We start from the raw sequence: 13,404 nt of genomic DNA, 5'->3' as shown, positions 1-13,404 counted from the left end.
CGGCGCGCCTATCATTCCGGTCGCGTGGCCGAGGAACAGGTGGAAGCGGCCTATGTCGCGCGCGGCTGCAAGGTTCTTGATCGTCGCTGGCGGGGCAAATCGGGCGAGATCGATCTGATACTTGCCGATGACGACGGCGTGGTCTTTGTCGAGGTCAAGCAGGCAAGCACGGTCGAAGCCGCCGCGGAACGACTGCAGCCCCGGCAAGTGAAGCGCATCCTTGCCGCGGCCGAAGAGTATGTCGCGCGTCTGCCAACCGGCCTTGCCACGAACATGCGGCTGGATCTCGCCCTTGTGGATCGGTCCGGAAGGATCGAGCTGCGCGAAGCTGCGCTATGTGCCTGATGGCGGATTGCATATCGGCGCATGCTGGGCCATCACTGCGACCATCGCATGACGGAAGGGCTGAAGATGTCTCTCAAGGTCGCCATCCAGATGGACCCGATCGCGGGTATCAATATCGACGCCGATTCCACCTTTCGCATCGGGCTTGAGGCCCAGGAACGTGGCCATCGTCTGTTCTACTACACGCCGGACCGTCTGAGCTATTGCGAGGGGCGGGTTCTTGCGCGTGGCTGGCCGATCGAGCTGCGTCGGGTGCAAGGTGATCATTTCACCCTGGGAGAGGAAACCGAAACGGACCTGTCCGAGATGGACGTGGTCCTGCTCAGGCAGGATCCACCTTTCGACATGGCCTATATCACCACGACGCATCTGCTGGACATGATCCATCCGGCGACGCTTGTCGTGAATGACCCGTTCTGGGTTCGCAACCAGCCCGAAAAGCTTCTGGTCCTGCGATTTCCGCATCTGACGCCGCCGACGCTGATCGCGCGTGATCTGGATTCGATTCGTGCCTTCAAGGCGCGTCATGGCGACATCATTCTGAAGCCCCTCTATGGCAATGGTGGCGCCGGGGTGTTCCGACTGGACCCCAATGACCGGAACCTTGCCTCGCTGCACGAGCTGTTCACGGGGATGAGCCGCGAGCCGCTGATCGCGCAAAAATACGTCCCCGACGTCGTAAGGGGGGACAAACGGATCATCCTGGTCGATGGCGAACCCGTGGGTGCGATCAATCGCATACCTGCCGATGGCGAGACCCGGTCAAACATGCATGTCGGGGGGCGGCCTGAAAAGGTCGGCCTGACGGAACGCGATTTGCAGATTTGCGCCGAAATCGGCCCCGTCCTGCGCGAGAAGGGGCAGATTTTCGTGGGTATCGATGTGATCGGGGAATGGCTGACCGAGATCAACGTGACATCGCCCACCGGTATTCAGGAGCTTGAACGCTTCGACGGCACGAACGCGGCGCGGCTGATCTGGGAAGCCATCGAGGCACGCCGGGCCAATTCGGCCTGAATTAATTGGGCTGACGTTCCGTTCGCGAAGGCTTCGAAACGCGCCGTCAGCCCGAAGGGGCGGGTCACAGGGATGGCGCGAAAGTCAGGCGGTAGCTGGCGGCTTCGGAAAGATGGTGACGGCGAACACGCTCTGATCCCTCGAGATCGGCAATGGTCCGAGCGACGCGCAATATCCTGTGATAACCGCGCGCGCTCAGTCCCATACGCTCTGCCAGGCGGGACATCAGGTTGCGCCCTTCGGCGTCAGGCTCGGCGATCTCCTCCAGCAAGCGCCCGCTGGCATCCGCGTTGACCCGAACCTTCTCGTGGCCGGCAAAGCGTTGCGTCTGCATCGCCCGGGCCGAGAGAACCCGACTTGCGACGCTGGCCGTGCTCTCGCCGCCCTCGGGCAGTTGCAGGTCGGCAAAATCGACTGCGGGCACCTCGATGCGCAGATCGAAGCGGTCCATCAGCGGTCCCGAAATCCGCCCCAGATAGTCGGCCCCGCAAGCAGGCGCGCGCGCACAGGCCCGCGCGGCATCGGCCATATGGCCGCAGCGGCAGGGATTGGCCGCGGCGACCAGCAGGAAGCGACAAGGATAGCGAAGATGGGCGTTTGCCCGCGCGACGACGACTTCGCCGGTTTCGATTGGCTGACGAAGGGATTCCAGAACCGCGCGCGAAAATTCCGGTAGTTCGTCCAGAAACAGGACGCCGTTATGCGCAAGGCTGATCTCGCCCGGTCGCGCGCCGCGTCCGCCGCCGATGATCGCGGCCACCGATGCCGAATGATGCGGATCGCGCCAGGGGCGGGTCAGGCTCAGTTCGCCGTCCCGGATCATGCCGGCGATGGAGTGGGTCATGGCCGTCTCCAGCGCCTCATCTGGTGACATGGGTGGCAGAAGACCGGGCAGACGGGCTGCCAGCATGGATTTGCCTGCCCCGGGTGGACCGACCATCAGCAGGTGATGCCGCCCCGCTGCGGCGATTTCCAGCGCGCGCTTGGCGCGTTCCTGCCCTTTCACGTCGCGCAAGTCCGCGAAAGCGGTCTCGATTCGTGCGTTGCCGGGACCCGCGCGCTCCAGCGGGGCTGACCCGGTCAGGTGCTGCACGACCTGGAGCAGCGTTTCGGCCCCGAATACCCGTGCCGCGCCAACCCAGGCCGCTTCCGGCGCCGAGCTCGCGGGGCAGAGCATGTCGCGGTCATCCTCTGCAGAAGCCATGGCTGCCGGCAGGGCGCCCGCCACGCCGACCAGCCGCCCATCCAGCGACAATTCGCCCAGTGCGACCGCCTCTTCGACAGTTTCACGCGGCACGATGTCGATCGCGGCCAGCAGCGCCAGGGCGATCGGCAGGTCATAGTGCGAACCTTCCTTGGGCATATCCGCCGGAGACAGGTTCACGGTGATCCGTTTTGACGGCAGCGCGATCGACAATGCGGATAGCGCCGCGCGCACCCGCTCGCGCGCTTCGCTGACCGCCTTGTCGGGCAGGCCGACGATCGAGAAGGCCGGCAGCCCCGATGACAGCGAGCATTGCACCTCGACAAGGCGCGCCTCGACACCCTGAAATGCCACGGTATGGACGCGAGTGACCATTCGATTGCCCCCGATGCTGCCACCATGGCTAGGCTGAACATGGTTGCAGAATGGTTAACGCGGCACCGTGCTTGTCATCGCCGGTCCGGGCACCTAATGCTGAAGCGACCGATAGTCGGGGGGCAACATGCTGGCAGGCAGGCATATCCTGTTGATCATCAGCGGAGGAATTGCGGCCTACAAGGCGCTGGACCTGATCCGCCGCCTTCGCGAGTCGGGTGCCGAGGTGACGCCTGTCCTCACGCGCGCGGGCGAACAATTTGTCACCCCATTGACGGTCGGGGCGCTTGCCGGACGCAAGTGCTATCGCGACCTGTTCGACCTGACCGATGAAGCGGAAATGGGCCATATCCAGCTGTCGCGCGCCGCCGATCTGGTCGTCGTTGCGCCTGCAACGGCCGATCTGATGGCCAAGGTCGCGGGCGGGCATGCCGACGATCTGGCCTCGACCCTGCTGCTGGCAACGGACAAGCCGGTCCTGATGGCGCCCGCCATGAATGTCCGCATGTGGCAACATCCAGCGACCCAGCGCAACCTGCGCCTGCTGCAGGACGATGGCGTGCGGCTTGTCGGCCCGAACGAAGGCAGCATGGCCTGCGGCGAATACGGCCCCGGACGCATGGCCGAGGTGCCGCAAATCATCGAGGCGATCGAATCCGCATTCGGCGACGGTCCATTGTCGGGGCGTCATGTGATCGTTACGTCGGGACCGACCCATGAGCCGATTGATCCCGTTCGCTATATCGCCAACCGGTCTTCCGGGCGGCAGGGGGCCGAGATCGCCCGTGCGTTGCGCGATCTGGGCGCCCGGGTAACCTTCGTCACCGGCCCTTCGACGACGCCTCCGCCCGCAGGCGTCGAGGTGGTCGCCGTCGAGACTGCGCTGCAGATGCTGGGCGCCGTTCAGGGGGCCTTGCCCGCCGATGCGGTGATCTGCGCGGCGGCGGTGGCCGACTGGCGCGTGGCGAATGCGCATGCGGACAAGCTCAAGAAGGATCCCTCGGGCAGGATCCCGACGCTGGAATTCGTCGAGAACCCGGACATCCTGGCAACGATCTCGCAGATGCAAGAGGATCGGCCAAGGCTGGTCGTGGGCTTTGCCGCCGAAACGAGTGACGTTCTGGCGCATGCGCGCGCCAAGCGCGCACGAAAGGGATGCGACTGGATCGTCGCGAATGACGTTTCGCCGGAAACCGGGATCATGGGTGGCAACGAGAATGCGGTGCTGCTGATCACCGCCGATGGTGTCGAACAATGGCCGCGCATGGAGAAGTCCGAGGTCGCCCGACGGCTTGCCCGGCGCATTGCCGAAGCCCTGGCAGAATAGGGAGGCGCCCATGCAACCGGTCATCCGCGTCTTGCGCGAGGATTGGGCCGATCCGTCCGTACCGTTGCCCCGCTATGAAACCCTGGGCGCGGCGGGCGCCGATATCCGCGCAAACCTGCCACCGGAGGCACGCGAAAGCGGCCTGACCCTGCAACCGATGGAACGCCGGGTCGTGCCAACCGGACTGCGGATCGAGATACCCGAGGGCTACGAGGTCCAGATCCGGCCGCGCTCGGGCCTTGCACTGCGCCACGGCCTGTCGTTGCCGAACACGCCGGGCACGATCGACAGCGACTATCGCGGCCCCCTGGGGGTACTGCTGATCAATCTTGGTGTCGAACCCTTTACCATCCGGCATGGCGACCGGATCGCGCAGATGATCGTCGCACCGGTCATCCGCGCGCGCTTTGCCGAGGTTGATGCCCTTGCAGCGACCGAACGTGGTGAAGGCGGGTTTGGATCGACGGGGCGCGCATGATGGGGGTGGCGACATTTCTTGCTGTCGTCTTGCTGGCGGTGATCTTTCGGCCACCAGCGCGGCTGGTGCTGACGGGGGTGTGCCTTGTCTGGACTGGCATCATGGCGGCGGTTCTTCTGCTGCCGGCCGGCCATGCGCTGCGTGAAGGTCTGGGAGGGGACTGGCGCCCATGGGCCGCGCTGGGCGTGGTGGCGGCCCTTGGCCTGTCCTATCGGGGCGTGCTTCAGGTGCTGCGCGCCCGCGCGGTGGCACCTGCCATGCCCGGCTCGCAGGATGCGCCTTTCTCGGATGTCGAACTTGAACGCTATGCCCGCCATATCGTCCTGCGCGAGGTGGGGGGGATGGGCCAGAGGCGCCTGAAGGAAGCGCGTGTTCTGGTGGTGGGCGCCGGGGGGCTGGGATCGCCCGCGCTGCTGTATCTTGCCGCGGCTGGCGTCGGCACGATCGGCGTCGTGGACGACGACGTCGTGTCGAATTCGAACCTGCAGAGACAGGTGATCCATCGCGACAAGGATATCGGCCAGCCCAAGGTCTTTTCCGCGCAGGCGGCGATGACGGCGCTGAATCCCTTTGTCGAGGTCCGGCCCTACAACCGGCGCCTGACCGCCGAGGATGCCCAGGCGCTGTTTGCAGACTATGATCTGATCCTGGATGGATCGGACAATTTCGATACGCGCTATCTGGTGAACAAGGCGGCCGTGGCAGCGGGCAAGCCCCTGATCTCGGCGGCCATCACGCAATGGGAAGGCCAGATCAGCCTCTATCACCCCGCGGGCGGGGGGCCATGCTATGCCTGCGTGTTTCCGCAACGCCCGGCGGCCGGGCTTGCACCGGCCTGCGCCGAGGCAGGCGTGATGGGCGCATTGCCGGGGGTCGTGGGTTCAATGATGGCGGTCGAGGCAATCAAGCAGATCACCGGCGCGGGCCAGACCCTGATGGGACGTCTGATGATTTATGATGCCCTCTACGCCGATTGTCGGACGATTGCGCTTGCGCCCGATCCCGACTGCCCGGTCTGCGCCGGGCATCGTCCACGGGCTGAAGCCTGAGGGGCGCTTGATCCGCATCAAGGCGGAATCCAACCGCATGTGAAATGGCTTCGGCACGCAAAATCCGGAGCCAAAGATGAGCTATATCGAAGAAATCGACCATATGCGGGCCGAGCTGCGCCAGCTCTACAAGGCCGCCCCTGCAGCCACGCAGGGCTTTTCCGCGCTCTCGAAGGCCGTCAAGGAAAGCGGCGTTCTGGGTGTGAAGGAAAAGGAATTCATCGCGCTGGGCATTGCCGTGGCGCAGCGCTGCACGCCCTGCATCAACTTTCATGTCGAGGCGTTGATGAAGGCTGGCGGCACGCGCGAGGAATTGTGCGACGTGCTGTCGATGGCCATCCAGATGGGGGGCGGACCGGCGCTGATGTATGCAGGCAAGGCGCTTGCCTGCTGGGACGAACTCGCCGCGGCCAGGGGCTGACCGCGGCGCCTCTGCTGCGGGACCGGGGGGCGATGCCCCCCGTCCCTGTGTTCAGCCGTCCACGCGGATACGCTCGTTCTTCGGGTCGTAGGGGCTGTCCTCGACCACTTCGGCGTCCCACTCTTGCCGCAGCATCCGCACCTTCAGCTTCTGCCCCACCTCGGCCAGATCGGGTCGGACATAGCCCATGCCGATCTGCTTGCCAAAGGCGACCGACCAGCCGCCCGAGGTCAGGCGCCCGACCATTTCCCCGTCATGCAGGATGGCCTCCTTGCCCCAGGGGTCGGCATCGTCCGGCCCGTCGATCAGGACGGTGACGCATTTCGCGCGGATCCCGGTATCCAGCATGGCCTGCTTGCCGATGAAGTCCTTCTTCAGGTCCACGAAGCGGTCCAGCCCGGCCTCCAACGGCGTGGCATCGCGGCCCAGTTCCGTGCCGAAGGCACGATAGGATTTCTCTTGCCGCAGCCAGTTCTGTGCGCGCGCGCCGACCAGCTTCATCCCGTGCTTTTCCCCGGCTGGCAGCAGCAGGTCCCACAGGTATCGGCTCATCTCGATCGGGTGGTGCAATTCCCAGCCCAGTTCGCCGGTATAGGCGACGCGGATCGCATTGACCGGGCACATGCCCAGTTCGATCCGGCGGGCGGACAGCCATGGGAAGCGCTTGTTCGACAATACCGTCGCGGGATCGGCATCCTTGACGATCTCGTTCAGGATCGCGCGCGAGTTCGGGCCGGCAATGGCAAAGACGCCGTACTGAGAGGTGACATCGTGAATTTCGACATAGGCACCGCCATTCGCCATGAAATCCTCGGCGCGCTTGCGCAGGTAGTCGGCATCATAGGCCGTCCATGCCCCCGCCGAGACGAGGTAATAATCGTTTTCGCCCCAGCGCACGATCGTGTACTCGGTGCGGACGGTCCCCGCGTCGGTCAGCGCATATGTCAGGTTGATGCGGCCGATCTTCGGCAGCGCGTTGCACGTGAACCAGTCCAGGAACGCCGTCGCGCCCGGGCCGCGCACGACATGCTTGGTAAAGGCCGTCGCATCGATCAGGCCGGCCGTCTCGCGGATGGCCTTGGCTTCTTCGACGGCAAAGGGCCACCATTTGGCGCGGCGGAAGCTACGGGCGTAGTGGTCGTAGTCTTCGGGCGCGTCCTTGGGGCCGTAATAGTTCGGCCGCTCCCAGCCATTGACCTGCCCGAACTGGGCGCCCAACGCTTTCTGGCGATCATAGTTCGGCGCGGTGCGCAGAGGCCGGCAGGCTTCGCGCTCTTCGTCCGGGTGGTGCAGGATATAGACGTGCTCGTAGCATTCCTCGTTCTTGCGCGCGGCATATTCGGTCGTCATCCAGCTGCCATAGCGCTTGGGATCGAGGCTGGCCATGTCGATTTCGGCCTCGCCCTCGGTCATCATCTGGGCAAGGTAATAACCGGTGCCGCCCGCGGCGGTGATGCCAAAGCTGAAGCCCTCGGCCAGCCACATGTTGCGCAGGCCCGGCGCGGGGCCGACCAGCGGATTGCCGTCGGGCGTGTAGCAGATCGGACCGTTGAAATCGTCCTTGAGCCCCACATGTTCCGAAGACGGAATGCGGTGGATCATCGACATGTATTCTTCCTCGATCCGTTCGAGATCCAGCGGGAACAGATCGGCCCGGAAGCTTTCGGGCACGTCATAGAGGAACCGCGCCGGCGCGCCACGCTCATAGGGCCCGAGGATCCAGCCGCCGCGTTCCTCGCGCACATACCATTTGGCATCGGCATCGCGCAGGACGGGGTGTTCGGGATTGCCCGCCTTGCGCCATTCGACCAGCGCCGGGTCGGGTTCGGTCACGATATACTGATGCTCGACCGGGATTGCGGGGATCTTGATGCCCAGAAGCCGCGCGGTGCGCTGGGCATGGTTGCCGGTGGCGGTGACGACATGCTCGGCGGTGATGACGACCTTCTCGTCGCCTGGCACAAGGTTCCCGCCCTTTTCGACCATCTTCGTGGCCGTCACGCGCCATTCCGAACCGGTCCATTCATAGGAATCCACCTGCCATTTGCGCTCGATCGTGGCGCCGTGCATCCGCGCGCCCTTGGCCATTGCCTGGGTCACGTCAGCGGGGTTGATATAGCCGTCCTGCGGGTGGAACAGCGCGCCTTTCAGGTCGTCGGTGCGCACCAGCGGCCAGCGCTCCTTGATTTCCTTCGGCGTCAGGAACTCGTGATAGACGCCCGCGGTTTCGGCGACCGATGAATACAGCATGTATTCGTCCATCCGCTCCTGCGTCTGGGCCATGCGCAGGTTGCCGACCACGGCGAAGCCGGGATTGAGGCCCGTTTCGGCCTCCAGCGTCTTATAGAAATCGACCGAATACTTGTGAATATGCGTCGTGGCATAGGACATGTTGAACAAGGGCAACAATCCCGCCGCGTGCCAGGTGGACCCCGCGGTCAGTTCGTCCCGCTCCAGCAGCATCGTATCCCATCCGGCCTTGGCCAGATGATATGCGATCGAACAGCCGACGGCACCACCGCCGACGACCAATGCCCTGACATGCGTCTTCATCTTCTGCCCTCCGCTGCGGCTGGAAACCTGCCCCAAATTGCCCATTTGGCAGCGCCATGGAAAGGTTGGCGCGACCATTTTCAGACGAAAGCGACAATGCCACCTTGGCATGCAGGCCGCGTCGCGTTTCCCGAATTCATTGGCGGAGGGTCGAATTTGCAGCCAATCGGCCATCAGTGCGGATGCAGGTGCCCGATATGGCGCAAATCCCAACGCCAAGATGGAGAGATTTGCAAAACCCGTGATCTTGATGGCGCCCTTGACCCCTGCCTTGTCGGCCTGCAGCGCCAAGCAATGGTATGGCGATGGCGAGCCTGTAGGCACGGAAAACGGCAAGACCGTTTACAGCTCGACCGGCAGCCCGCGCGTCGGCGCAATCTCGAAGACTGCGCTGCATCAGTGCCTCAAGCGCGCTGAAATACGTTGTGGCGGAAAGACAGCTTATGAGGTCAAGGCCATTCGAAGAACGGGGACGCCCCGGCGAGAAAACGGTTCACGCCATACGTTCGCCAATTCGTCTGGGACCAGCCGACCGAGATCTTGTTTTCCTGCAAGGCATAGCGCCCTACGAAGAATTTTTCATGACGAGAATCCATGGTCGGGTCAGCGCATGACCCGATCATGGTTTATGAAATTGCCCAATTGCGCGCACAGTAAAAAGCTCGGCGCGCCCTGGCGTGGACGTAAGCGACAAGCGGGCCGACCGGGGCGTGTGGCGGTGGCTTCCGGCCGGGCCCAGGTGGTAGGGTTTCCGGTGGCAGCGGTGAGCGACATCAAGAGAGCCGGACCTAAAGCATCGCCGGCACGACCAGGTCGGGCGGGCGGTGGCCGTCGGCGAAGGTCTTGATGTTGATCAGAACCTTCTCGCCCATCTCGATCCGGCCATCCAGCGTGGCGCTTCCCATATGCGGCAGCAAGACCACGTTGGGCAGCGCGCGCAGGCGCGGATTGACCTCATGCCTGCCTTCGAACACATCCAGCCCCGCCCCGGCGATTTCCCCCGCGCGCAGCATCCGCGTCAGGGCATTTTCGTCGATCACCTCGCCACGCGACGTGTTCACGATGACCGCGGTCTTTTTCATCAGCCGCAACCGGCGCGCATTCATCAGGTGATAGGTCGCCGGCGTGTGCGGACAGTTGATCGACAGCACGTCCACCCGCGAAACCATCTGGTCGAGGCTTTCCCACCAGGTCGCTTCCAGTTCGGCCTCGATCTCGGGGCGCAGACGGCGACGATTGTGATAGTGGACCTGCATTCCGAAGGCGCGCGCCCGCCGCGCCACCGCCTGGCCGATGCGCCCCATGCCCAGAATGCCGATGCGTCGTCCGGTCAGCCGCATGCCCATCAGCGCCGTCGGAGCCCATCCCTTCCAGTCGCCCGACTGCATCAGGGACAGGCCTTCGGGAATCCGCCGGGTCACGGCAAGGATCAGCGCCATCGTCATGTCGGCCGTGTCGTCGGTGACCACGCCCGGCGTGTTCGTCACCAATATCCCGCGCTGGCGGGCGGAATGGACGTCGATATGGTCCACGCCCGCGCCGTAATTCGCGATCAGCTTGAGCCGGTCGCCGGCCTGCGCAAGCATCGTGCCGTCGATTCGGTCGGTGATGCACGGAACCAGCACGTCTGCCCGGCGCATGGCCGAGGCAAAAGTCTCGCGATCCATCGGCGCATCGGTTTCGTTCAGCTCGACGTCGAACAGTTCCTTCATCCGCGTCTCGACCGCCTCGGGCAGACGTCGTGTGACGACAACACTCAGTCTTGGCGATCGCATGGTCGGGTCTCCTTGCTTCCAAAGGCGGGCGTTCACTGGCAAGGTAGGGCGCGAATGGGGCGGCTCACAAGCCCCGATCGACGGGGCGTAGGTCGCGTTCGACAAGACAGGAAATACGGGCAGGATTGCAGGTGCAGGCATTGCGAAGACACATGATGGCACGCCCGGGGAATTTCCGGGCCCGCTGGGCAATCGTCTGGGGGGCGATCGCGACATGTCTGGCGCTGATCGTTCCCGCCATTCCCGTGACGGCGCAGCAATCGGGCGGCGAGACCACGCAGATGTCCCAGACGCGTCGCGGCCCCGTCACGAACCTTCCGCTGCCGCGATTCGTCTCGCTCAAGGCATCGAAGGCAAATGTGCGGCGTGGGCCGGGTTTGAACCATCGCATCGACTGGGTGTTCCAGCACCGCGGCATGCCGCTGTTGGTCACGGCCGAATACGGCCATTGGCGCCGGGTCGAGGACCAGGAAGGACAGGGCGGCTGGATCTATTACACGATGCTGTCGGGGGTCAGAACCGTTTCGGTGACACGCGACGACGTGAGATTGATGAGCCGTCCCGACCCCGAATCCGAAGTCGTGGCGCGCGCCCGGTTGGGCGCGATCGCCCGGCTTGGGGAATGCGTGCCCGGCTGGTGCCGCATCACGGCAGACGGGATCAAGGGCTGGGTCCCGCGCGACGCGATCTGGGGCGTGGCCCCCGACGAGATGCGACAATAGGGCAGGGGGGGCCTGGGTTCCTCTTGCCTTTGGGCATGTGGGTGATAGACGACCGGCCCCAACCGCCAGAGGAGCCCGGCCATGAACCATGCCACGACCGAAACGCGCCTGAACATTTCCGCCGGACTTGCCTCGGTCAGCGTGGCGCTGATCCTTGTGGCATTGAAGCTCTGGGCGCTGGGCACGACGGGCGCGCTGTCCATCGCGGCCTCGCTGGCCGACAGCGCGCTGGACCTGATGATCTCGGTCGGCGGATTGGTCGCGATCCTGTATGCGGCCCGCCCCGCGGACGAAGATCACGCCTTCGGTCACAGCTCGGCCGAGGATATTGCGGCGCTGGCGCAGGGGGTATTCGTGCTGATCTCGGGCATCGTGATCGGCTGGACGGCGATTGCGCGCCTGTTGTCCGATGCGCCTGTCGCGCTGGAAGGGCAGCAGGGCGGGATCGCCGTGATGGTCGTGTCGATCCTTCTGACCCTGGCCCTTGTCTTGTGGCAAAGGCGGGTTGCGCGCCGTACCGGAAACCGCGTCGTCGCGGCCGATTCACTGCACTACATGTCGGATCTTCTGCCCTCGATCGGGGCGATCGCGGCCTTGTGGATTTCCGACCGCTTCGGCGTGACCCAGGTGGACAGCGTCGTGGCGCTCGCGGCCTCGGTAATGCTGATCGTGGGTGCGGCGCGGATCGGAAAGGGCGCATTCGATGCCTTGATGGACCGCCAGGCCGACCCCGAGCTGATCGCCGGAATCGAACGGATCGTGCGCGATTTCCCCGGCATTCGCGGGTTTCATGACCTGCGCACCCGCATGGCGGGCAGTCGGGTCTTCGTGAATATCCATATCGAGCTGGATGGCGACCAGACACTGCGCGAGGCTCATGCCATCGGCGCCGCCCTGCGCCGCAAGATCATCGAGACCTATCCCCAGTGCGACGTGATCGTGCACAAGGACGTGGCGGGCGAGACCTGACAACCAAAAGCCCCGCGGGCCCGGGGGCCGCGGGGCTTGGTCATGCGTGCTGCAGGAATCAGCGCGGGATTTCGCCCTTGATGCCCTCGATGTAGAAGTCCATGCCCAGCAGGTCGCCATCCGGCGCGACTTCGCCCTCGGCCAGCCACGGCGTGCCGTCCTGCTTGTTGATCGGGCCGGTGAAGGGATGATAGGTTCCCGCCGCGATCGCATCGCGCATGGCTTCGGCCTCGGCCTTGACCTCGGGCGGAACGGCCTCGGTGATCTCGCCGATCAGGACCTCGCCGCCGGCGATGCCTTCCCATGCGTCCGCCTGTTCATAGGTCCCGTCCAGAAGCGCGCCGACGCGCTTGACATAATAGGGCCCCCAGTTGTCGATGATCGATGATACGCGCGGCGTGGGCTTGTATTCGGCCATGTCGCTGGCCTGTCCAAAGCCGATCACCTTGCCGCCCGTCTTGGCGGCCTCGGCCAGGGGCGCGGTCGAATCGGTATGGCTGGCGATCACGTCCACGCCCTGGTCGATCAGCGCGCGTGCCGCATCTGCCTCCTTGGCCGGGTCGAACCAGGTGAAGGCCCAGACGACGCTCAGTTCGACATCCGGGTTCACCTTGCGCGCATGCAGGAAGTAGCTGTTGATCCCCATGATGACCTCGGGGATCGGGTACGAGGCAATGTAGCCGATCTTGTTCGTCTTGGTCATGCGCCCGGCGATCGTGCCCTGCACGGCACGGCCCTCATAGAAGCGCGCATTGTAGGTCGAAACGTTCGGATGTTCGCGCTTGAAGCCCGTGGCATGTTCGAACTTCACGTTCGGAAACTTGGCCGCCACCGCGTTCACGGCATCCATGTATCCAAACGACGTCGCAAAGATGATGTTGCAGCCCGACAGCGCCATCTGGGTCATGACGCGCTCGGCATCGGCGCCTTCGGGAACGCTTTCCTGCCAGGCGATCTCGACCTTGTCGCCAAAGGCCTTCTGGACGTCCAGCGCGCCCTGATGATGCTGATAGGTCCAGCCGCCGTCGCCGATCGGACCGACATAGACGAAGCAGGCCTTGACCTTGTCCATCTGGGCCTGGGCCGCGCCCGCGAAGGCCAGCGCCAGACCTGCCGCCGCCGAGGCCAAGAGGTGTCTTCTCTTCATGGTTCACTCCCGGTTGGATGGG

General features: G+C 64.5%; 12 protein-coding genes. 8 read left to right on the top strand and 4 right to left on the bottom strand.

Annotated features, from left to right (window positions below; all coding sequences use genetic code 11):
- Positions 1–24: 24 nt before the first annotated feature.
- Positions 25–345: a YraN family protein gene (locus tag LV82_RS12335; protein ID WP_245873160.1), complete on the top strand. Its 321-nt coding sequence runs from the start codon at positions 25–27 to the stop codon at positions 343–345.
- Positions 346–411: 66 nt separating this feature from the next.
- The gene (gshB, locus tag LV82_RS12330) at positions 412–1,362 is read left to right on the top strand and encodes a glutathione synthase (RefSeq protein ID WP_104072166.1); all 951 of its coding nucleotides are present in this window, start codon (positions 412–414) and stop codon (positions 1,360–1,362) included.
- A gap of 64 nt (positions 1,363–1,426) precedes the next feature.
- Here the strand turns inward: gshB and LV82_RS12325 are convergent, their stop codons facing one another.
- Positions 1,427–2,941: a YifB family Mg chelatase-like AAA ATPase gene (locus LV82_RS12325; protein ID WP_104072124.1), complete on the bottom strand. Its 1,515-nt coding sequence runs from the start codon at positions 2,939–2,941 to the stop codon at positions 1,427–1,429.
- 127 nt (positions 2,942–3,068) lie between these two features.
- On the opposite strand from LV82_RS12325, the gene coaBC reads away from it, so the two are divergent.
- The 4 genes from coaBC to LV82_RS12305 all read left to right on the top strand — a co-directional run bounded on the left by coaBC (position 3,069) and on the right by LV82_RS12305 (position 6,216).
- Positions 3,069–4,268 carry a bifunctional phosphopantothenoylcysteine decarboxylase/phosphopantothenate--cysteine ligase CoaBC gene (coaBC, locus tag LV82_RS12320; RefSeq protein WP_104072122.1) on the top strand — a complete coding sequence of 400 codons (1,200 nt, stop codon included), beginning with the start codon at positions 3,069–3,071 and terminating at the stop codon, positions 4,266–4,268.
- Positions 4,269–4,278: 10 nt separating this feature from the next.
- Positions 4,279–4,746, top strand: a complete 468-nt coding sequence (dut, locus tag LV82_RS12315) for a dUTP diphosphatase (RefSeq protein WP_104072120.1) — start codon at positions 4,279–4,281, stop codon at positions 4,744–4,746.
- Positions 4,743–5,795 (top strand): HesA/MoeB/ThiF family protein, encoded by a 1,053-nt coding sequence (locus LV82_RS12310; protein ID WP_104072118.1) that lies wholly within the window; start codon positions 4,743–4,745, stop codon positions 5,793–5,795. Before dut ends, LV82_RS12310 begins: the two co-directional genes overlap by 4 nt.
- Positions 5,796–5,871: 76 nt before the next feature.
- A complete protein-coding gene (locus LV82_RS12305; RefSeq protein ID WP_104072116.1) occupies positions 5,872–6,216 on the top strand; it encodes a carboxymuconolactone decarboxylase family protein in 345 nt (114 codons plus the stop codon).
- A gap of 51 nt (positions 6,217–6,267) precedes the next feature.
- On the opposite strand, the gene LV82_RS12300 is transcribed toward LV82_RS12305, so the two are convergent.
- Together LV82_RS12300 and LV82_RS12295 are read right to left on the bottom strand one after the other, a co-directional pair.
- Positions 6,268–8,769 carry a GcvT family protein gene (locus LV82_RS12300; RefSeq protein ID WP_104072164.1) on the bottom strand — a complete coding sequence of 834 codons (2,502 nt, stop codon included), beginning with the start codon at positions 8,767–8,769 and terminating at the stop codon, positions 6,268–6,270.
- 788 nt (positions 8,770–9,557) lie between these two features.
- Positions 9,558–10,544: a 2-hydroxyacid dehydrogenase gene (locus LV82_RS12295; protein WP_104072114.1), complete on the bottom strand. Its 987-nt coding sequence runs from the start codon at positions 10,542–10,544 to the stop codon at positions 9,558–9,560.
- A gap of 155 nt (positions 10,545–10,699) precedes the next feature.
- Here LV82_RS12295 and LV82_RS12290 point away from each other — a divergent pair, with 155 nt between their 5' ends.
- Both LV82_RS12290 and LV82_RS12285 read left to right on the top strand, forming a co-directional pair.
- Complete coding sequence (locus tag LV82_RS12290; RefSeq protein WP_425427751.1) at positions 10,700–11,266, top strand: SH3 domain-containing protein; 567 nt, start codon at positions 10,700–10,702, stop codon at positions 11,264–11,266.
- Positions 11,267–11,347: 81 nt separating this feature from the next.
- Positions 11,348–12,235 carry a cation diffusion facilitator family transporter gene (locus LV82_RS12285; RefSeq protein WP_104072110.1) on the top strand — a complete coding sequence of 296 codons (888 nt, stop codon included), beginning with the start codon at positions 11,348–11,350 and terminating at the stop codon, positions 12,233–12,235.
- 58 nt (positions 12,236–12,293) lie between these two features.
- Here the strand turns inward: LV82_RS12285 and LV82_RS12280 are convergent, their stop codons facing one another.
- Positions 12,294–13,382: a BMP family ABC transporter substrate-binding protein gene (locus LV82_RS12280; protein ID WP_104072108.1), complete on the bottom strand. Its 1,089-nt coding sequence runs from the start codon at positions 13,380–13,382 to the stop codon at positions 12,294–12,296.
- Positions 13,383–13,404 lie beyond the last annotated feature (22 nt).

This window comes from Albidovulum inexpectatum (genome assembly GCF_002927635.1).
In the GTDB taxonomy this organism is placed as follows: domain Bacteria; phylum Pseudomonadota; class Alphaproteobacteria; order Rhodobacterales; family Rhodobacteraceae; genus Albidovulum; species Albidovulum inexpectatum.
This window is presented reverse-complemented; position numbering and strand designations above follow the sequence as displayed.